The 19,519-nt window shown below is 34.1% G+C and carries 20 protein-coding genes; 14 read left to right on the forward strand and 6 right to left on the reverse strand.

Going from position 1 to position 19,519, the window contains the following annotated elements:
- From ACKI4K_RS06115 to fwdF, 4 genes are all read left to right on the forward strand, one after another.
- The coding region (locus ACKI4K_RS06115) for a transglutaminase domain-containing protein (protein ID WP_407423282.1) at window positions 1-2,557 on the forward strand (2,557 nt) is incomplete at its 5' end.
- Window positions 2,558-2,673: 116 nt separating this feature from the next.
- Window positions 2,674-3,132: a phosphopantetheine adenylyltransferase gene (locus ACKI4K_RS06120; RefSeq protein ID WP_407423284.1), complete on the forward strand. Its 459-nt coding sequence runs from the start codon at window positions 2,674-2,676 to the stop codon at window positions 3,130-3,132.
- Window positions 3,133-3,238: 106 nt separating this feature from the next.
- Complete coding sequence (locus ACKI4K_RS06125; protein WP_407423286.1) at window positions 3,239-3,430, forward strand: 4Fe-4S binding protein; 192 nt, start codon at window positions 3,239-3,241, stop codon at window positions 3,428-3,430.
- A gap of 9 nt (window positions 3,431-3,439) precedes the next feature.
- The gene (fwdF, locus tag ACKI4K_RS06130; protein WP_407423288.1) at window positions 3,440-4,447 is read left to right on the forward strand and encodes a tungsten-dependent formylmethanofuran dehydrogenase subunit FwdF; all 1,008 of its coding nucleotides are present in this window, start codon (window positions 3,440-3,442) and stop codon (window positions 4,445-4,447) included.
- A 15-nt stretch (window positions 4,448-4,462) separates the two neighbouring features.
- Here the strand turns inward: fwdF and ACKI4K_RS06135 are convergent, their stop codons facing one another.
- Both ACKI4K_RS06135 and ACKI4K_RS06140 read right to left on the reverse strand, forming a co-directional pair.
- A complete protein-coding gene (locus tag ACKI4K_RS06135; RefSeq protein WP_407423290.1) occupies window positions 4,463-4,678 on the reverse strand; it encodes a class III signal peptide-containing protein in 216 nt (71 codons plus the stop codon).
- Window positions 4,638-4,844 carry a class III signal peptide-containing protein gene (locus ACKI4K_RS06140; RefSeq protein WP_407423292.1) on the reverse strand — a complete coding sequence of 69 codons (207 nt, stop codon included), beginning with the start codon at window positions 4,842-4,844 and terminating at the stop codon, window positions 4,638-4,640. The genes ACKI4K_RS06135 and ACKI4K_RS06140 overlap by 41 nt, the downstream gene beginning before the upstream one ends.
- 184 nt (window positions 4,845-5,028) lie before the next feature.
- Here ACKI4K_RS06140 and ACKI4K_RS06145 point away from each other — a divergent pair, with 184 nt between their 5' ends.
- Window positions 5,029-6,192, forward strand: a complete 1,164-nt coding sequence (locus tag ACKI4K_RS06145) for a hypothetical protein (RefSeq protein ID WP_407423294.1) — start codon at window positions 5,029-5,031, stop codon at window positions 6,190-6,192.
- Window positions 6,192-6,911 carry a metal-dependent hydrolase gene (locus ACKI4K_RS06150; protein ID WP_407423296.1) on the forward strand — a complete coding sequence of 240 codons (720 nt, stop codon included), beginning with the start codon at window positions 6,192-6,194 and terminating at the stop codon, window positions 6,909-6,911. Before ACKI4K_RS06145 ends, ACKI4K_RS06150 begins: the two co-directional genes overlap by 1 nt.
- On the opposite strand, the gene rqcH is transcribed toward ACKI4K_RS06150, so the two are convergent.
- On the reverse strand, window positions 6,908-8,914 hold the full coding sequence (gene rqcH, locus ACKI4K_RS06155) for a ribosome rescue protein RqcH (protein WP_407423298.1): 2,007 nt from the start codon (window positions 8,912-8,914) through the stop codon (window positions 6,908-6,910). The genes ACKI4K_RS06150 and rqcH overlap by 4 nt on opposite strands.
- A gap of 80 nt (window positions 8,915-8,994) precedes the next feature.
- Between rqcH and ACKI4K_RS06160 the strand changes: the two genes are divergently transcribed.
- Entirely contained in the window at window positions 8,995-9,270 is a 276-nt protein-coding gene (locus tag ACKI4K_RS06160) for a hypothetical protein (RefSeq protein WP_407423300.1), read from the forward strand.
- A gap of 67 nt (window positions 9,271-9,337) precedes the next feature.
- Here ACKI4K_RS06160 and ACKI4K_RS06165 read toward each other — a convergent pair whose 3' ends face one another.
- On the reverse strand, window positions 9,338-11,155 hold the full coding sequence (locus ACKI4K_RS06165) for a DUF2070 family protein (protein WP_407423302.1): 1,818 nt from the start codon (window positions 11,153-11,155) through the stop codon (window positions 9,338-9,340).
- A 112-nt stretch (window positions 11,156-11,267) separates the two neighbouring features.
- Here ACKI4K_RS06165 and ACKI4K_RS06170 point away from each other — a divergent pair, with 112 nt between their 5' ends.
- From ACKI4K_RS06170 to ACKI4K_RS06180, 3 genes are all read left to right on the forward strand, one after another.
- The gene (locus ACKI4K_RS06170; protein ID WP_407423304.1) at window positions 11,268-11,789 is read left to right on the forward strand and encodes a FumA C-terminus/TtdB family hydratase beta subunit; all 522 of its coding nucleotides are present in this window, start codon (window positions 11,268-11,270) and stop codon (window positions 11,787-11,789) included.
- Window positions 11,790-11,889: 100 nt separating this feature from the next.
- Window positions 11,890-12,219: a hypothetical protein gene (locus ACKI4K_RS06175; RefSeq protein ID WP_407423306.1), complete on the forward strand. Its 330-nt coding sequence runs from the start codon at window positions 11,890-11,892 to the stop codon at window positions 12,217-12,219.
- Window positions 12,220-13,374 carry a TIGR03576 family pyridoxal phosphate-dependent enzyme gene (locus ACKI4K_RS06180; protein ID WP_407423308.1) on the forward strand — a complete coding sequence of 385 codons (1,155 nt, stop codon included), beginning with the start codon at window positions 12,220-12,222 and terminating at the stop codon, window positions 13,372-13,374.
- On the opposite strand, the gene ACKI4K_RS06185 is transcribed toward ACKI4K_RS06180, so the two are convergent.
- The gene (locus ACKI4K_RS06185; RefSeq protein WP_407423310.1) at window positions 13,364-14,281 is read right to left on the reverse strand and encodes a biotin--[acetyl-CoA-carboxylase] ligase; all 918 of its coding nucleotides are present in this window, start codon (window positions 14,279-14,281) and stop codon (window positions 13,364-13,366) included. The two genes, ACKI4K_RS06180 and ACKI4K_RS06185, sit on opposite strands and share 11 nt — an antisense overlap.
- A gap of 16 nt (window positions 14,282-14,297) precedes the next feature.
- Window positions 14,298-15,791: an acetyl-CoA carboxylase biotin carboxylase subunit gene (locus tag ACKI4K_RS06190; protein WP_407423312.1), complete on the reverse strand. Its 1,494-nt coding sequence runs from the start codon at window positions 15,789-15,791 to the stop codon at window positions 14,298-14,300.
- Window positions 15,792-15,864: 73 nt separating this feature from the next.
- Between ACKI4K_RS06190 and ACKI4K_RS06195 the strand changes: the two genes are divergently transcribed.
- The 4 genes from ACKI4K_RS06195 to rplC all read left to right on the forward strand — a co-directional run.
- Window positions 15,865-16,494: an METTL5 family protein gene (locus ACKI4K_RS06195; protein ID WP_407423313.1), complete on the forward strand. Its 630-nt coding sequence runs from the start codon at window positions 15,865-15,867 to the stop codon at window positions 16,492-16,494.
- Between the two features lie 237 nt (window positions 16,495-16,731).
- Window positions 16,732-17,631, forward strand: a complete 900-nt coding sequence (locus ACKI4K_RS06200) for a cation diffusion facilitator family transporter (protein ID WP_407423315.1) — start codon at window positions 16,732-16,734, stop codon at window positions 17,629-17,631.
- 295 nt (window positions 17,632-17,926) lie between these two features.
- Window positions 17,927-18,754 (forward strand): putative RNA uridine N3 methyltransferase, encoded by an 828-nt coding sequence (locus ACKI4K_RS06205; protein ID WP_407423317.1) that lies wholly within the window; start codon window positions 17,927-17,929, stop codon window positions 18,752-18,754.
- A gap of 346 nt (window positions 18,755-19,100) precedes the next feature.
- Window positions 19,101-19,519: 50S ribosomal protein L3 (gene rplC / locus ACKI4K_RS06210; protein WP_407423319.1), on the forward strand; the 419-nt coding region annotated here is incomplete at its 3' end.

Genomic DNA, 19,519 nt, shown 5'->3' on the forward strand with positions numbered 1-19,519 from the left:
TAATAAGGTTTTATTAATCTTGACTGGCAAAAGTTATGTAGGCACCACTGATGGAAACGGTGTTGCTTCTATTTCTACTAGAGCATTAGATAAAGGCACTTATGAGGTTACTTTGAAGTTTGCAGGAACCGCTACTCGTTATGCCGCAACAACAGTTACTAAAAAAGTTAGTGTGGGTGGAAAAGTACCTGTGAATATGAAGGTTGAAAGCGCAACTTCCGATAGTAAGTCTGCAATTTTTAAGGTTTCTGTTAAAGATAGTGAAACCGGCGCACCTATAGTTAATAATAAGGTTTTATTAATCTTGACTGGCAAAAGTTATGTAGGCACCACTGATGAGAAGGGTGTTGCTTCCATTTCTACTAGGGCATTAGTTAAAGGTACTTATGAGGTTACTTTGAAGTTTGCTGGAACCGCTTCTCGTTATGCATCAGCGACTGTTACTAAAAAAGTTAATGTAATTGGACAAACACCTGTAAATATGAAGGTTGAAAGTGCAGTTTCCGATAAGAGTTCTACAGTTTTTAAAGTTTCCGTTAAGGATAGTGAAACCGGCGCACCTATAGTTAATAATAAGGTTTTATTGACCTTGGCCGGCAAAAGTTATGTAGGCACCACTGATGGAAATGGTGTTGCTTCCATTTCTACCGGAGCGTTAGATAAAGGCACTTATGAGGTTACTTTGAAGTTTGCAGGAACCGCTACTCGTTATGCAGCAGCGACTGTCACTAAAAAGGTTAGCGTATCTAAAAAAATACCTGTAAATATGAAAATCTCAAGTGCAGTTAATGGTAAGAGTTCTGCCACTTTTAAAGTCACTGTTACAGATAGTGAAAATGGTGCCCCTGTAGTTAATAATAAGGTCTTATTGGTTTTAACTGGTAAAAGTTATGTGGGCACTACTGATAATAACGGTGTTGCCACTATTACCACTAAATCATTAACTAAAGGTAATTATGATGTTACTTTGAAGTTTGCAGGAACTGCTACTCGTTATGACCAAACAACACTCACTAAGAGAGTAGAAGTGTCTAGTGATGGTTCTATATCAATCAGAGTTCCAGTAAAAATGTCTTTTACAAGTGCAATTTCTGATAGTAAGTCTACAGTTTTCAAGGTTTCTGTTACAGATAGTGAAAATGGTGCCCCTGTAGTTAATAATAAGGTTTTATTAATCTTATCTGGTAAAAGTTATGTAGGCACTACTAATAAGAATGGTGTTGCTTCTATTTCTACTGGAGCGTTAGCTAAAGGTAATTATGATGTTACTTTGAAGTTTGCAGGAACTGCTACTCGTTATTTAGCATCTGAAATTAATACAAAAGTTAATGTATTTAGAAAAATACCTGCAGCTATGACTGTGAATGATGTAACTCAAGGTAAATCAAACACTGTTTTCAAAGTTTCCGTTAAGGATAGTGAAAATGGTGCAGCAATAGTTAATAATAAGGTTCTATTGATCTTAACTGGTAAAAGTTATGTAGGCACTACTGATAAGAACGGTGTTGCCACTATTACCACTAGGGCATTAGATAAAGGCATTTATGATATTACTTTGAAGTTTGCAGGAACTGCTACTCGTTATGACCAAACTGTTGTGTCTCAAAAAGTAGGGGTAGGTATAGGTAAAGTTTCAATAAATACTGTTATCTCTGCATCCAAAACTGTAAAAAACTACATTGAAAAATATGGTACATTACCTTCTAGTGTAACTATTAATGGCGTACCGTTTACCACAGCACAATATCTGCACTTAGCTTCACAGGCTATTATTAATTTAAAAAATGGAGATAAATCTTCTATACAACCTAAATTTGTTAATAATCCTCCATCAGTAGGAGCTACAAAGGATTTAGGTAATTTACGTGATTATACTACTGTTGCAAAACGTATTATCAATCATGAGAAAACCTATAATGCTATGCCAAGTTCTGCAAATTCTGATGTGGGAAAAATTGGTTATGATGGTTTAGTTTATGCATTTTCCCGTGTTATTACCTATTATGGTGAACACTCAGTAATGCCTAACTATGTGGCTATCAAAACATTGCCATCTTCATTTACTCCTGATGCAGTTAATACCAGAAATACAATTTCAGATTTATCCGCATATTTGAGAGCTAGTAAGAATTGTCAAGTGGATAATGCTCAAATTAAAGCATTAGCTGCTAAATTGACTAGCGGTTTATCAACTCCAGTAGAGAAAGCTACAGCGATTTATAATTATGTAAGAGATGAAATTTCATACTCTTTCTATTATGATACAAGACATGGTGCTGTAGGAACATTAAACGCTAAATCTGGAAATTGTGTTGACCAAGCGCATTTGCTTAATGCATTGTACAGGGCTTCAGGTCTTGCATCTAGATATGTGCATGGTACATGTTACTTCACACTTAGTGGTAATACTTATGGTCATGTATGGACACAAGTATTAATTGGTGATGTATGGGTTGTTGGTGACCCAACAAGTAATAGAAACTCGTTTGGTAAAGTTGTTAATTGGAATACAAACTCATATAGTCTTAAAGGATATTATTCCGCTATATCATTCTAATTAATCTACTTTAATTTTTTTTAATTTTTTTTTATTTATTACTCTTTTTTTTCAATAGCTAATAATTTATAATAGTTTTAATAAAGGTTTAATTATTAAGTTATTAGGACAATATTATGAATTCTAAAAAATATTCGAAAGTGGCTGTTGTTGGGACTTTTGATAAATTTCATGATGGTCATAAAAAATTATTATCAACTGCTTTTCAAATTGGAAATCGAGTTGAGATAGGTGTAACTTCAGATGCATTTGGAGGTTTGAAAGGAGACATTGATTCCTGTGAGGAGAGGATGAAAGAGTTAAAATGTTTCTTTTCAGATAAGTCTGATTTTACAATTGTTCCTTTGGAAGATCCATATGGGACAACTATTTATGATGGTGATTTCGAAGCCATTGTTGTTAGCGAGGAGACTGAACCAACTGCCATGGAGATTAATAATATTAGAATTTCTAAAGGGATGAAACCTCTTGATATTGTCGTAGTAAGTTTTGTGCTGGCATATGATGGTAATCCGATATCTTCCACTCGTATTAGGCGAGGCGAAATTAATCAAAATGGGAATATCATCATTTAATCAAAAAAAATAATCGACATGTTTATATATTCAGTTCGAGAAATATTTAAATAACGTATCAATTATTTTTTTTAATAATTATATGTGATTATATTGAGGTGGTTATATGGCAGTAAAAATAGATTCTGATGCATGTGGACATATTGAAAATTGTCCTGTGCAAGGTTTATGTATTAAACTATGTGAACAAGGTGCGATTATTGAAGAAGATGGCGATGTAAAAATAGTTCCTGAAAATTGTGATGATTGCGATCTCTGTATTCAAAATTGCCCAAATCAAGCTATATCCAAAGCATGAGGTATTTTCATGTTTTCTATAGAGCGTATTGGTGAAGAACACCGTATATTGTCCTACAATGATGTAAACTGCGTAGGATGTGGAATTTGTGTGGACACATGTCCGACTTCATCTTTAAGATTAGGGCCATTGGTCCCGATTGCAAGAGGGTTAATTGAAATGGATTTGATTTCTGTTTCAGATTCCTGCGTATTCTGTGGATTATGTTCTGTGGCATGTCCATTTGAGTCACTATCTTTAACTATCAATGGTGAAGACATCAAAAAATCTGATTCATACCCAACTTGGGAAGTTGAATCTGAAATTGATGATGAAGAGTGTATCTATTGCGGAAGATGTTATTCAGTTTGTCCGAGAGATTCAATCATCTTTGAAAGAACACTTCCTGACAGGTCAGCTTTAGTAAGGGGAGAAATCAGTTTCGATCAAGATAAATGTATTTACTGTTCATTTTGTGCAGATTTATGTCCTGCCGAAGCTATTACTCTTGGAAATATTGCAACATCTAGTGTTGATAAGTTAAATAATTTCATTGAAGTTGACACAAGCAAATGTATTTACTGTGGAGTATGCAAACGCATTTGTCCGGAAGATGCAATCAGGGAAGTATGCGCTACCTGTATGTATGCTGATGAAATTGAAGTTCCGGAAGTCACTGGTGATGCCTTCATAGTTGAGGATACTTGTGTAAACTGTTCATGGTGTGCTGAAATTTGTCCTGTTGATGCAATTACTGTAACAAAACCGTTTGAAGGAACTCTTGAAGTTATTGAAGAAGAAGAAAAAATATGTAAAGGCGACTCCTGTCATGCTTGTCAAGATGTCTGCCCATGTAATGCTGTTGATATTGTTGACGGTAAAGCTGTTACTAATTTGGACTTCTGCAATTTATGTGGAGCTTGTGTAACTGCATGTCCACAGGATATAAGAGTTTTAACCAGAACTGGCATGAAATTGAGTAATGTTAATTCAGATTCATGGAACGAAATTTTAAACTCATTGATTAGTGGAAAATAGGGGTTGACCCTATTTTCAAATTTTATTTATTAAAAAATCTCTTTCTTGTTTTAACAAAGTGTTTAGGTTTCTTTGTGTTTTGTTTGTTATATTTGAAATATAACTTCCTACCAGAAGTATTATCACAATCAATCCCCCAGTTATTAGGATTAATTCTGCACTTCCTTGTCCTTTGTTGTCTAGTTTTCTTCTAAACATGGGTCCGGTTGTCAAGTATTGTGTTTCTAACATCTATTATGTCATCTTTTGCTTTTAAACTTGTGTCACTTGTTTCCATGTATGATCTGTAAATTGTTAATGCAAGTAGAGCAATAACAATTACGCCACCGAACAATAGAATGTATTCTGCTGCTCCCTGACCTGAATTTTCGTTGATGAGTTTTTTCATTTTTTTCATTTTTTTCACCAATTAATATTATGATTTTTAATTATATTAATATTACTATTTTATAAAAACGTAATACTTTTTATATTTTTTTTATAGATTTTTCCTATTTTTTCCATTAGGTTTATTAATGGGGTTGTAGATAAAATATAATTAAGTTAAATATAGAGTGATTAAAATTGATAAGGGTGAAATCGTGGGAAATACATTAAAGTTAGTTTCAGGTTTTATTTTATTTGTAGTAGGAATTCTCATAGCATATGAGACTAGTGTGTATAATTTACTAGATATATTATTAATAGTTGGTCTTATCATAGCCATTGTTGGAATTATTATGATTATTAGCTATTTTGTTGATTCAAATGCGGATAAGACTACTAATGCTATTAAAGATTTTATTAATTCTAAAGATTTCAATTCTGCTGCATTAGGTAGGTTTGAAAGGAAATCCAACAACAGACATCAAACTTTACATGTTCGCAATGAATTCAACGAATATGATGATACAGGTTATGATGAATTAGTTCTTGAAGATTATCAAGAGCCTTCTGTTAGGGATTATTACGATGATTCTTTTGAAGATAATCCTAAAGCTGTTTTAAATGTTGTTAATGGTGAAGAAGTCGACCATAATTTCGACAGACAACTTACTTTCACTCCGAATTATGATAAACCATTAAAGGTTACCAGAACTCCTAAAAAACGTAAAGAAGATTATTTCACCACTGATGTGCCTGAATTCGTTGTTGAAACAGACAAATCCGATAAAATTAAAAAAGCCTTATCTCAAGAAACTCCTAGCGAAGAAATCGTTGTTGAACATCCAACTCCAGTTGCTCAAGAAACTAATGCTCCTAGAGATATTAAAATTGATATCAATGACCCTGAAAGTCTTCCAATCCCAAAAGACCTTAACAGCTATGTAATTCATAATGACGGGTTAGTAACATCACAGGACGCCTTTGATCAGCTGGCAGTCAATATCAATAAAGAGATAATGTTGGAGATTCCTTCATTGAATGACTTATCTGATAGGTTCTTATCTCATGTTCCAACAATCTATTCTAGAGTCATCATTGATGAATTCGACCTTTCTGATATGTCATACATGTTTTTAATTTCTTCTCTTTTAAAACAGGGAGTTCATATTAGAACAGTTCCTAAAGTTCACACAGTCAATTTAATCACAGATGATTCACACGCAATGATTATTTCGGATAGTCAGAATGGTGTTGAATATGGGGCTATCTATGATGACAGAAGTTCTATTTCAAGTATCAGAGCAGATTTTGAAAAAACATGGGATATCGCTTCTAGTTTAGATGAAAGTATTGTAATGAATGTTGGGGGAGCGGCTTAATGGAAATTAGATGGCTAGGCCATTCGGCATTTGAAATTATCAGTGATGATAATGTTAAGATTTTAATTGACCCTTTCATTAGCAATAATCCTTCTTGCCAGGTCCCTGTTGAAGAATTAAATCCAGATATCATTTTGCTTACTCATGGACATTCAGACCATTTTGGAGATTCTTTAGAAATATCCAATAATACTAATGCCCCTATCGCTTGTATCCACGAAATTTCACTCTTTTTAGCAAAACAAGGCATTAGAAATATTGGTGTTAATATTGGAGGATCATTCATATTCAGAAATATCAAATTTACAATGTTGGAAGCTAAACATTCTTCTGATATTGACGTGGTTGAAGAAACTGTTCCCGGAGGGACTGCAGCCAGTTTCTTAATAACCTTTGAAGACGGCACTAAAATTTTCCATGCCGGGGACACTGGATTGTTTGGAGACATGAAAACCATTATTGGCGATATATACAAACCGGATATTGCATTGCTTCCAATTGGCGATAAATTTACAATGGGTCCTTTCGAGGCAGCATTAGCTTCAATGTGGTTGAACCCTAAGGTGGTCATGCCAATGCATTACAATACATTTCCACCTATAGAACAAGACCCTGCAATATTTGCTAATTTTGTCAGTCAGTTTAATCCAAAAATAGATGTTGTGGTTATGAATCCAGACGAATATTATGAGTATAATCCTGAAGATTATCAGGATTAACTTTTTTCATATTTTTTTCTTTGATGATATTCCTCATCGATATCGCATTTTCCTGAAGGCAAAACTCTTATTATGTCATCCAAATCAATCAAATCATTTTCATTAATTTTGTTTAGAATTTTTTTAGCAATAGCTTCTTTTTTCGTAAACCCAGGTTTTAAAACAACGAAATTCTCACAATGGGCTTCAAGGGCGTCAATTGGACCTGCCATAATACGCTTGCCTTCATAATCCACAATTCCAATAGCCAATTTTACTCTCGCACCCCTTATGTAATTTCGATGGCCTCTTATGACAAATGACCCCTTAGGTAAAAACTCTCCTGCTTCGGGTGTTTTTGATACTTGGTCTGGATGAACCCAAAATACGTCTTGGGATGTGAAACCTTTTGACCAAGCAGATGAAAATGATGCTGCAAACTCACCAGATTCTTTAATGATATTGTCATTTAATCCGACACCATTTAATTTTATAGCAGTTGATGTTGCACCATGTATATCAGCATGCAAATAAATATCGTTAGGTTCGAGATATTTTTTAACAACGCTCTCATTTGTGTTTGCATCACGCCCTCCAATTACTAAGATGCCGTCAGAGCTTACAAACCATCTTAATTTTTCAAACCATTTAAGATTTTTCTTCACCCTCTTTTTAGGCACTAAAATATTTTCCATTGCAATATCTTTTTTGGCTTTAATTTCTTCTAGTTGCCTTTTTGTATTTTCAATGGCTGTCAAAGCACCTTTTGTTTTTCTTTTTGCTTTTTTGGCTTTTTCGTAGTAATTTTCAGCATTTTCCGGGATAGTTAATTTAGGGTCGATATTTATTTTTGTATCTTCAATATCCAGTGTTAAAACACCCAGTTTATCGATTGATTCATAAACTTGTGCTTCGGCCATTCCGTCTTTTTTAGCTTTATTAAGTGTTTTTCCAATTTCTTTAAAAGAATAATCTTTACTTCTCGCAGTATTTACTACATTTATCATGTTTTCAATGGTGGTGTAATTCGAATAAATTAATTCCCCTTTATGTGTGCTTTCTTCAATTGTCTTTTCAAAATTATTAAGGGTTTCCTGCTGTAAACTTAATCTTTTTTCATATTTGCCTACTTTTTTATTCCATGCGGATTCTTTGATATCCTTAATGCCGGTATTTACCTTTTTGGAATAATATTCATCACATGCTTCATTAAAGGTTTCGTAATATGTTTTTTCAAAGGTGTTATATTTTACTAAATCAAGGGGAACAACATCTTCTTTAGAATCATTTTTAACGATTTGAGGTTTAACTGATTCATTTTTTAGACTATCAAATAAATTTTTAAAGCCTTTAAATAATCCTTCCAATTGTTCTTCATTCAGGTTTTCATTTGAAGTATTTTTGTCTACCTCTATAATCTCATTGGCTCTTGCAATTACTTCTTCTGCATATAAACTTCCAAGTCCATTTGTTGCAAGGGTTCTTACAACATCACTTTCCGCATTCTCAAAGATTTTTTTAAATTCTTCTATTGTGGAGGTAATTGGATTGATTCCCCTTTCTTCTGGGAACATATACTCTTTTTTGGAGCTTATGTCTCTATTGCTCCAATGTTTTCTTTTAAGAGGTAAAATGATATTATTTTCATCATCTAAAAGAATTATATTTCCTTTATCAAATAGTTCAACAATTATTGTATAGTATTTGTTTTTTTTCACTTTGATTTCAACTACGCGATCAAAATTGTGTTGTTTTATGCTTTCAACATGTGCTCCTTTGATTCTTTTTCTTAAAAGCATAGGAAATGTCGGCGGATTGGTGGGATTTTCAAGTGGATATTGGCTAGTATGAATTCTAGAGCCACATTGCATTACCAAATCAATCCTGCCCGTTCCAGGAACATGGAATCTTACTACAACTATATCCTTAGTTGGCTGAAATGATTTGTCTACTCTGGCACCACTTAGTAAATTATTTAATTCATTACTTATTGTGTAAATGTCTACATTTGACATTGTTTTCATATAAACACCTTTATCTTTCAATACATTAATATATTATAATCACTAAAATTATATTAATATATTTATTTATGGAGGATATCATGGATACAACAGTTAAAGTTACAACAATTCATATTATCGCTGCTTTGATTACAGCCTTAATTTCTGCCGGATTGACCCTCGGTTGGTTTGGATTTAAAAATGATGTTTTTGCAGGGATTATCGCACTAATTGTCTTATATTTTGTCGGTCAATTTTCTCAAAAAATTGCCGGAGAGGAAATCTCCGGATTTTCCCAATGGTTATGGGATGGAATTGCACCATTTTTCTTTACCTGGGTAATTGCTTATACATTATTTGCAATGTATCTTGCTTAGAGAACACCCGGTAATTTGCAGATTAAAAATTCGAGAAATCCACAACTTCTATAAAAGTTGAGGTGCTTCAAAAGCTTGCGAAGAATATCCAAATAAATGCTATAAGTAATGAGGTTATTAATAAAACTGGAGCTATAATTTTACTGACGGCTACAACTGAACTAATTGTTGAAATTAATTCAGTTGAGTTATTCGGACCAAATGTGTTGAGATTCTTTATTTTTTCAGTTCCAGTTCCCACTTCAACTTTTTCTAAATCTTTTATTGCTTCAATAATACTTGTTTTAACATATTCTATAATTTCAGGCCTTTTTACTATTCCGACTGGATTATATCCTCTTGAAATTGTATTGACAGTATGTGTGTCAGTGGTCATTACTTCCAGTTCATCTATTTCCAAATCACTGGTGGCATCTATGATTTCTTGTCTGAATCCGATTTCCATATTGTTTGAATCAAATAAAACATATGCTGTTCTTTGATTTTCAACTTCGATAATCATAGTTTTTAAACCGCTTTCACCGATTCCTTCTTGTTTGCCAAAATCGTCCATTGTTGTCTGCCAGCATCCAATTTTAATGCTATTTTTAGCCTGATTAGGATTTATCTTGTCAATAACATCAATTAAATGGAACACTTCAGCATTTCCAGGCAAAACCTCACCACTTTCGGCAGTAAATGAATTATGACAATCCACGATTACAGAATCCTTAACATTACATTTGCTTCTACTTTGAGCCATCATGGTAAGCCCTACCCCAAATTCAATATCGTCACTGCCTTCAGGTGCAAATGTGGACAGTATTACCATGCCCTCATTAAAGAATTGAACTCCAATATTCGCATTTTCCGAATTATATCTTACGAATTTGCTTGCATCCGGAGAATACTCAACTTTTTTTAATCCATTTTTAACAGCATCTTCTATTTTATTGATTTCTGAAACTGCAATCGGGTTAAAATCATGAGTTGATGGGCCATGCGCAACCATTGTAAAGCAATCAAATTTATTGGAAAGAATTGTGGGCATGTTGGATCCTCCTAAATCTCCAAGAGGACCTGGATGAACTGATGGTGAAATAAACAATGCTTTAATTCCATTTTCAGTCTTAAAACTGATGAAAGTCACTACAGTATCTATTGCTTCACTCATGTTTTCAAATAAACCTTCGAGGGAATTTGATCCTTCGTTCATATGTGCAATGAATAAACTTAATAAATCCAGCACTCCAATTCCCAAGTTTTTCTTAAATGGTGATGCAATAACAGTAATGAATGCATAAATGGCTAAAACAAAAATTATTCCTGCAATTATTGCTTTTATGGCAATTTGTAAAATAACAGGACCCATAAAACTGGTGTCTGTTACAAAGAATGTAATTAATATGTACATTGCTAAAATAAGTACCGGTTGAATTAAACCAGTTGCTGCGGCTTTTGTGAATCTTATTTTTGCGGTAGACCAAAATACTAATGTATTAAAACCATAAATTAAAACACAACTGAATAATAATGAGTTCAAGAAAATATCAACATTTAAAATTCTGGAAATTGCTCCGCCGGTAACTAGTATTAAGCATAATATGGTCATTGATAATGCGGATAAAAACATAGAATGTTTAATTTTCACATTGATTCCGTCAAGTATGCTGATTACCTGTTGGTTAAGTGCACCGCTCATAATTGAAGGAACGCCAATTATAAGTAATGTATATACTCCTCCATAGAATATTTCTGCCAATAAAGGATATGAAGTCACATCTATCAGGAAATATAGAATGCCTGTTAAAATGCTTATCAAAATCATTCCAACAATTGAAAATTTGGTTTTTGGCAAGGTGGTAATGTATTTTGATAACCCTGCAACACTGCTCATACTTGACATATTTTTCCTCATTACTATTTTTAACCATTAATTTTATTAAAGCTAAAAATTTTATATATTCATAATTTAGTATTATTAATAAATAAATTTTTACTTATAGAAAGGTGGATAAATGGAAAAAAAATTAAATGTACCAATAAAAGACGACGATTTAAATGAGTTAAATGCTGGTGATGTAGTTTATTTAACTGGCAACATATTGACTGCACGTGACCAGGCACATAAAAGGCTTCTTGAACAGGGGGCTCCGCTGGATATTGAAGGGGCAGCTCTTTTCCATGCCGGACCAATCATATCCGAACAAAATGGGGAATACAAGATGGTTGCCATTGGCCCAACCACTTCCATGAGAATGAATCCGTATCAAAGTGATGTTTTGGATATGGGTCCGAAGATAGTTGTAGGAAAAGGAGGAATGGATGATACTGTTCGCGAGGCATTGGTCAGGAACAATGCCCTGTATGTAGTTGCTACAGGAGGATGCGCGGCATTATATGTTGATGCCGTTGAAGAAATCGAAAGTGTGGACTGGCTTGACTTGGGCATGCCCGAAGCCATGTGGAACCTGAAGGTTAAGGATTTCGGCCCCCTTATCGTTGCCATGGATGGCAAAGGCAATAGCCTATATGATTAATATTTTTGGATTAATAAGGAATACTTATATATAATTTAGTTTATAGTATATTTTAATTTACTTTAACTTATTTATGGAGAATAAAATAAGAAGTGATATTATGGCTGATATTAATGAACTCGCGGAAAAGAAATTGAAATCAAGAATGACCAAAATTAGAAAGTGCAACAGAGATCCTGAAGAAAAGCAGAAATTTTCAGAAAAATTTGGTACTTCTTTTGAGATAGAATTCCAAAACAAAAATCCAGATAAGCTCACCGATGGTTTGACCATCATTACAAGCCCTACAGGTAAAGTGTTATTTGCAGACTATTTCTATCAGATACCTGAAGAGGAAGAATACACTTCCATACCTGTTACCGATAAACAGTTAAAGGCAATATTGGAATTCTTTGACGATTACAAACTTGAATTAGACGAATCCGATTAGATGATAATTAATAATTCTTTAGATGAAGTTAAAAAAAGGGAAAATGCCCTTTCAATCATCAAGCATAAGGTTGAAAACGATGGGCGTTCTTCATTGTTTGACTTGACAGGTCTGTCAGGGGGATTCATTGCAACCCCTTCCGAAATTAATCTCTTGGAGACATATGTTGGTCCGGCTATTTTTGAAGAGGAATTGCAAAGTGTTGGAAGGGAGCATATGGGTGGAGACAAAATCCTTCCGTTGAACAGGACATCATCCGGAATACTTGCAACAATACTGACTTTAGTGCCTGAAAGTTCAAATGTTGTGCATTATCTTGCCGAGTTGCCGGCTCATCCGTCAATTCCAAGAAGCTGTAAATTGGTGGGTGCCAATTACTTTGAAACAGATGTTTTTGATGAGTTTTCAATTCCTGAAAACACCTCTTTGGTTGTGGTTACCGGATCTACAATGGACCATAAGGTAATCGATGAGGACGAGTTTAAGAAAGTCATTGAAATGGCTCATGAAAGGGATATTCCTGTCATGGTGGATGACGCATCAGGAGCAAGACTCAGGACAGTGGTTTTCAATCAGGCGAAGGCATGTGATTTGGGCGCGGATATAGCCATTACAAGCACTGATAAGTTAATGCCTGGTCCAAGAGGAGGACTTATGGCGGGCAGAAAAGATTTGATTGATGAAATTAAGGTCAAAGTAACTCAATTTGGTCTTGAAGCGCAGCCTCCGGCAGTTCTTGCAATGTTGAACGGCTTTAAGAATTTCAATGGCGATAATTTGATTGATAGCTTTGAGAGAAAAGACGAACTGTTTGATTTGTTGAATGAAAGCTTCAGCAATTTCGAAAAGACACCTACAGGAGTCATGATTTCTCCTGAAGGTTTGGAAAAAGAGATGGATATTGAGAATAATTTGTCTGCTGATGATTTGGCCTTTGTGTTTTCATTTATCCTATTGAAAGACCATGGAATCATTACAATCCCGCCGGTTTCAATGCCTGGTGCATCAGCAACAATCAGATTTGACTTGTCAACAGCAGATGCTTTTAAATTAGATTTGAATGAATTAAATAAAAAAATAGAATCTTCATTCAAAAGACTGCGGGAAGCAGTTTCAAATGAAGATGAATGCAGGGAGATTGTATTCACTTTTTGATTATACATTCTCCGGAAATTACTTTTTCTAGAGTTCCGTCAATTTTTTCAACAACCAACGCTCCTTCTTTACCTATTCCCAAAACATATGCATCATAATATGTATTGAACGGTTCTCTTACTTCTACAATTTTTCCAATGGTATATGAACGTTTTCTCCATTCTTTCAGGATGTCCTCATATCCCTCATGGTTAAAGAGTTCGGTTGTCCTTTCGAATTCCTCTAAAAATGTTCTTATTAGAAGGTTTTCATCTCCGGATCTTCCAAGTTCTTCCTTAAGTGTTGTTGTTCCATCCTGCAGTTTTTCCGGGAAGTCGGTTATGTTTAGGTTTGCATCAATGCCCACACCGATAATGACATTTTCAATGGTATTGAATTTGCTTACCGCTTCTGTCAGTATTCCGCAGACTTTCTTATCATTAATTATTATATCATTAGGCCATTTGATTTCCGGATTTTCAACTCCTACTTTTTCAAGAGTTTTTGCAACGGCCACTCCTGTTGCCAGTGTTATTAATGGCAATTTTGTGTAATCCACGTTTGGATTCAATATTATGGATAGCCATACTCCGCCCAATGGTGATTCCCATGATTTTCCGGATCTTCCCTTTGCCTTTGTTTGCTTTTCGGAGATTACCACACTTCCACTTTCAGCACCGTTTATTGACAGGAATTTGGCAACGGTATTTGTTGAGCTGACTTCCTTGAAGACATATATGTTTTTACCGATATAGTCGGTGTCCAAATCCTTTGAAATTTCAGATGCTTTGATGTATTCGGTGTCCTCTTTTCCGAGTTCTTTTACAATGTTTGAAAAGTCGTTCAGGTCTATGTCTTTGATTTCACTTATTGTTTTGTTAGAAAGTTTATTTTCTTTTTTTAATAAGTTGATAATTTCTTCTCGCATTTAACAATCTCCAAATTTATTTCTTTTGTATTTGTTGATTTTTAACAGCATTTTGATAAGATCCAACAGCGGCTGAAATGGCAGCTATCTTTTTGCCAGGCATAAATGTTGATTTCATTTTGTTCACGATTTCCAGATCCTCTGCAATCACGTTTTCCATTTCATGTTCAATGCCCTTTTTGTGAAGGTCTATGAAATGGGTGTTCAAATCTCCGGAAATGAAATTCGGATTTCTCATGATGGCCTTGTGGAATGGGATTGTTGTTTTCACACCCAATATGATATATTCGCTTAAGGCTCTTTTCATTCTGTTGATTGCATCATTTCTGTTTCTTCCGTAAGTAATCAGTTTGGAAATCATTGAGTCATAAAATGTCGGAATGGTATAGTTCATGTATACTCCACTGTCCAGACGAACTCCAGGCCCTCCAGGGGATCTGTAACCGGTAATTTTTCCGGGATTTGGTGAAAAGTCATTAAGCGGGTCTTCTGCATTGATACGGCATTCGATTGCATGGCCGTTAACCTGTATGTCATTCTGTGAGTAGCTTAATTCTTCACCAGCGGCTATTTTAATCTGTTCCTTGATCAGGTCGGTATTGGTTATGAGTTCTGTAATTGGGTGCTCTACCTGAATACGTGTGTTCATTTCAAGGAAATAATAGTTTCCGTCATCATATAGGAATTCTACGGTTCCTGCGCTTGTATATCCAATATATTCTGCGGCTTTTACGGCGCTTCCTCCCATTTCCTCTCTCAATTCTTCGGTCATGATTGGGGAAGGCGCTTCCTCAAGAAGCTTTTGATGTCTTCTTTGGATGGAACATTCCCTGTCGGCTACATGAATGACGTTTCCATGATCGTCTGCCAAAAGTTGGAATTCAATGTGACGTGGTTTTTCAAGATATTTTTCGATAAACACGGTTGAATCTCCAAAGTTGGTGGAAGCTACTGATTGTGTTGATTCGATTGCACGCACAAGTTCATCTTCTTCATAGACTGCACGCATACCTATTCCCCCACCTCCTGCGGAAGCTTTGACAATTACAGGATAGCCGATTTGGGCAGCTATTTCTTTTGCTTCATCAATGTCGGTAACACCTTCTGGTGTACCTTCGATGACAGGGACTCCTGCCTTTTTCATGAGTGATTTTGATGTAATCTTGTCTCCCATCTGATGAATAACATCTCCGCTAGGTCCGATGAGTTTAATTCCATTTTTTTCACATTCCTCTCCGAATTTTGGATTTTCTGCCAGGAACCCATAACCGGGATGTATGGCATCCGCACCAGAATCCAGGGCAATGTCTATGATTTTTTCTATATTTAAGTAGGATTTTGCAGGTGAAGGGTTACCTAATGGGTAACTTTCATCAGCATAATTTGTATAAAGGGAAGTTTTGTCAGCATCGGAATAAATGGCCACACTTTTGATGTCGAGCTCACGACATGCGCGCATGACCCTTATGGCGATTTCTCCTCTATTTGCAATTAATACTTTTTCAAACATTTGAAACCTCAAAGCAATTTTTTTTTATTAATAATATAATTATATTAAATATAATAATTAAATATGTTGATTGATGAAAAAGATTGCTCGTAAAAAACATTTAGAAATGAGGCTTCAATCAATTCCAACTCATCCCAAACCCAAGGTAAATCTTGAACAGTACACCACTCCTTCCATTATCGCTTCTGATTTGGTGTGGAATGCGTTTTCACTTGGAGACATTGACGGAAAAACTATTTTTGATTTGGGTTGTGGCACTGGAATATTTACAATCGCTTCTGCTTTAATGGGTGCAAGTCTGGCAGTTGGTATAGATATTGATGCTGATTCAATCGATTTGGCAAAAGAAGTTTCATATAATTTAAATGTTGATAATGTAAAATTCATTAAGAATGACATTGCTGATTTTAATTGTAGCTATGATGTAAATACTGTATTTCAAAATCCCCCATTCGGGTCTCAAAGGAAGGCTGATTCGGGCCAGGATTTGAAATTCGTAAAGAAAGCCGTTGATTTGGAAACTGAAGTATTGTATTCATTTCACATGGCATCAACCGAAGAGTTTTTGATAAATTATTATGATGAAAATAATTTGGATATCACCCATATTTTCAGGTATGATTTTCCAATTCCGAAAATCTATGATTTTCACATAAAGGATAATCGGGATGTGCGTGTGATTGCTATAAGGGCGGAGTTATAACTCTTTTAAAAAATTATGGTTTCTTTTCAAGGTGTTTTTTTTTAATGATAACATCTTTCAGGAATTATGATGAATTCTTTAATATTAAAAAACTAAAAAAATATATTGTTGAAGTTTATATGTATAATTAACTTTCCAAGTTTGAAATTCTATTTCAATGGTATTCAAAATTATTAAATTATATGGTTTCGAGTCAATAATTATTTATAATAGGGAGTCAATCTACGGAGAATTTTTATGGAACAGGGTCGTAATAAAGCTGGAAAAAGAGCATCAATGGTTGCAATAGGTTCAAATTGTTTATTGACAGTTTTGAATATTGCTGTTGGATTGATGGGTGGAAGTTATGCATTAGTTGCTGAAGGAATGCATACGTTCACAGACATTGTAACTTCCATCATTGCATATATCGGGTTTAAAATAAGTCAAAGACCTGCCGATGAAAGATTTCCTGAAGGATATGGTCGTGCTGAAGCATTAACTGGACTTATAATTGTGATTTTCCTAACTTTCATTAGCTTTGAGATTATGGATATTGCAAACCATAAGCTACACGATCCAAGCAGTATTGTAGTGCCTGATAACTATGTGGTGATGATGGCTATTTTAGGTATATTTTTAAACTTTGTCATCAGCAGATACATCATTAAAATTGGAAGGGAAATCAACAGTCCTGCTATTGAAGCGGATGGTCAGCATCAGCGAACAGATATATATACATCAATAGCAATTCTCGTTGGTGTTGTTGTTGCGAAATCCGGTTTTCCAATACTCGATCCAATCATTGGTTTTTTTATAGGAATCTTAATTTTAAAAACAGCATATGAAATCGGTAAAGAAAATATTCTACATATCATGGGTTTTGTTCCAAATCAAGATGTGATAGTTGCAAAGATTAGGCGCATAGCCAATAAAACTCCTAATGTAAGTGATGCACACAATATTGTGATTGATAATTTTGCATCATACTTGATTGTTCATTTGCACGTGAAAATGGATGCTGATTTGACAGTTAAGGAAGCCGATGAAATTACATATCAAGTTGAGCAAAACATTTTAAAGATACCTGAAATCAGATATGTTTCAGTAAAACCTTGTCCATTTGATGAGGAGCATTGTAAGGAAAAAAATAGATAATTAAGAAGATTATTGATTTCAACTCCCCAATCTGTAAAAAATATTTTTAAAAAATCTATAAAATTTGGCAAATTTATTTTTTTAAAATTTTCGCTTAAAAAACAATACCTTTATATAGTGGATAACATATATATTATATTAATATATTCTCTGAGTATAAAAAAGTTGGTAGCATAAAAAGAAGCTACGGATATTATAATTGATATAATATTTTGTAAATGTGTAAGTCTATTTAGTGATAGCTATATAAATGTAGGGCAATCTTTATATACTTTAGTTTACATAATGTAAGGTAATGTATAAAGATGAGCTATCTGTATTTATTCCAAACTCATTTCTTTCTGAGTCTAAGGATCTCAAAATCCGTACTTATAAGGTAGGGATTCTAGGTAGAGCTTTAGCGATTTTTCAAGCAGATAATGTTGTTATTTATAATGATGGCAATGTTAAAAATGAAGATGGAGAGAATGATGGAAGTTTTATTGCTGAAGTTTTAGGTTATATGAATACTCCTCAATATTTGAGGAAACAAGCATATCCTATTAAAGCTGAACTAAAGCATGTCGGTATTCTTCCACCACTTAGAACTCCTCATCATCCTGTTAATAGTCAACCAGACGTGGGGGATTATAGACAAGGTTTCACTGTTAAGAGAAATAGGAAGGGAACTTTTGTTGATATAGGTATGGATAAACTTGCATTCTGTAAAGAGCAACTTTCAGTCAAAAGAATTTTTGACTTTAAGATTACTAAAATAGCTAAGAAAGAAGTAATAGTCACACCTGATAAACCAGATGACGTTTACTGGGGGTATAAAGTTATATCCTCTAATAAGAGTCTTAAAAATAGCTTAAAATTAATTAAACCTGATCTTGTTGTTGAAACTACAAGGTATGGAGATTATATTGATTCTATTTTTGGTGAATTAAAGCATAAAGTAGATGAATGTAATAGTATTGCTATTTTATTTGGTGGCCCTTATTCTTCAATTGCAGAAGATGTTTCTAATCCGAATTGGGATTTATTTAAGGTTAATACAATTCCAAATCAGGGAACTGAAACTGTTAGGACTGAAGAGGCAGTTGTCGCTACACTTTCTTTATTTAACTTTATGAGATTTTAATTCTCTTTATGATTTATTAGTTTTACACTCTAATAGATTACTTGCTCAACTTTTTATACATTGATGTTTTTAGGACTCGCCTAAAAATGAACTTAGCACAGAATGATTTATACATTGAATATATTCTTAATTGTGCTTCAATTGAATTAGACTCAATGGAATATATTGAAATTTGATATTTATCTAGTTGTAATTGTTTTTACAGCTATTTATTATTTCGATGAAGTTGTACATTGTATGATTTTATCAAACTTGTACGAATGCTATTTATTTAGCAATTCGAATTAAAAAAATTAAATTGATTTAAAAAATAAGGAAAAAATTATAATTAAGGAGGTTAAATTAAATGGTAAGACATCACCAGCCAAGAAAAGGGTCTGTTGCTTTTAGTCCAAGGAAAAGAGCAGCTAAAGAAACCCCTAGAGTAAAGTCTTGGCCTCAAATTGATGAACCAAAATTACTCGGCCTCGCAGGTTATAAAGTCGGTATGACTCATGCTTTAGTCACTGATACTGATAAAAACTCTCCAACTAATGGTATGGATGTTTTTACTCCAGTTACTGTATTGGAAGTGCCTCCGGTCGTTGTAATGGGAATTAGAGCTTATGAAAAAACTTCTCGTGGATTGAAAGTAATCACCGAAGTTCTTGCAGACAATTTAGATGAAGAACTTTCTAGGAAAATTTCCCTTCCTAAAGAGTACAATAAATCTGAAGCTATTGCAAAAATACAAGGTGCATTAGAAAACACAGAAGAAATTAGGGT

This window comes from Methanobrevibacter sp. (assembly GCF_045644645.1).
Lineage (GTDB): Archaea > Methanobacteriota > Methanobacteria > Methanobacteriales > Methanobacteriaceae > Methanocatella.

Excerpts from the sequence above, each read along its gene's own strand:
- ACKI4K_RS06120 (WP_407423284.1), top strand. The coding sequence starts at position 2,674 with ATGAATTCTAAAAAATATTCGAAAGTGGCTGTTGTTGGGACTTTTGAT.
- ACKI4K_RS06125 (WP_407423286.1), top strand. The coding sequence starts at position 3,239 with ATGGCAGTAAAAATAGATTCTGATGCATGTGGACATATTGAAAATTGT.
- fwdF (WP_407423288.1), top strand. The coding sequence starts at position 3,440 with ATGTTTTCTATAGAGCGTATTGGTGAAGAACACCGTATATTGTCCTAC.
- ACKI4K_RS06135 (WP_407423290.1), bottom strand. The coding sequence starts at position 4,678 with ATGTTAGAAACACAATACTTGACAACCGGACCCATGTTTAGAAGAAAA.
- ACKI4K_RS06140 (WP_407423292.1), bottom strand. The coding sequence starts at position 4,844 with ATGAAAAAAATGAAAAAACTCATCAACGAAAATTCAGGTCAGGGAGCA.
- ACKI4K_RS06150 (WP_407423296.1), top strand. The coding sequence starts at position 6,192 with ATGGAAATTAGATGGCTAGGCCATTCGGCATTTGAAATTATCAGTGAT.
- rqcH (WP_407423298.1), bottom strand. The coding sequence starts at position 8,914 with ATGAAAACAATGTCAAATGTAGACATTTACACAATAAGTAATGAATTA.
- ACKI4K_RS06160 (WP_407423300.1), top strand. The coding sequence starts at position 8,995 with ATGGATACAACAGTTAAAGTTACAACAATTCATATTATCGCTGCTTTG.
- ACKI4K_RS06165 (WP_407423302.1), bottom strand. The coding sequence starts at position 11,155 with ATGTCAAGTATGAGCAGTGTTGCAGGGTTATCAAAATACATTACCACC.
- ACKI4K_RS06170 (WP_407423304.1), top strand. The coding sequence starts at position 11,268 with ATGGAAAAAAAATTAAATGTACCAATAAAAGACGACGATTTAAATGAG.
- ACKI4K_RS06175 (WP_407423306.1), top strand. The coding sequence starts at position 11,890 with ATGGCTGATATTAATGAACTCGCGGAAAAGAAATTGAAATCAAGAATG.
- ACKI4K_RS06180 (WP_407423308.1), top strand. The coding sequence starts at position 12,220 with ATGATAATTAATAATTCTTTAGATGAAGTTAAAAAAAGGGAAAATGCC.
- ACKI4K_RS06185 (WP_407423310.1), bottom strand. The coding sequence starts at position 14,281 with ATGCGAGAAGAAATTATCAACTTATTAAAAAAAGAAAATAAACTTTCT.
- ACKI4K_RS06190 (WP_407423312.1), bottom strand. The coding sequence starts at position 15,791 with ATGTTTGAAAAAGTATTAATTGCAAATAGAGGAGAAATCGCCATAAGG.
- ACKI4K_RS06195 (WP_407423313.1), top strand. The coding sequence starts at position 15,865 with ATGAAAAAGATTGCTCGTAAAAAACATTTAGAAATGAGGCTTCAATCA.
- ACKI4K_RS06200 (WP_407423315.1), top strand. The coding sequence starts at position 16,732 with ATGGAACAGGGTCGTAATAAAGCTGGAAAAAGAGCATCAATGGTTGCA.
- ACKI4K_RS06205 (WP_407423317.1), top strand. The coding sequence starts at position 17,927 with ATGTATAAAGATGAGCTATCTGTATTTATTCCAAACTCATTTCTTTCT.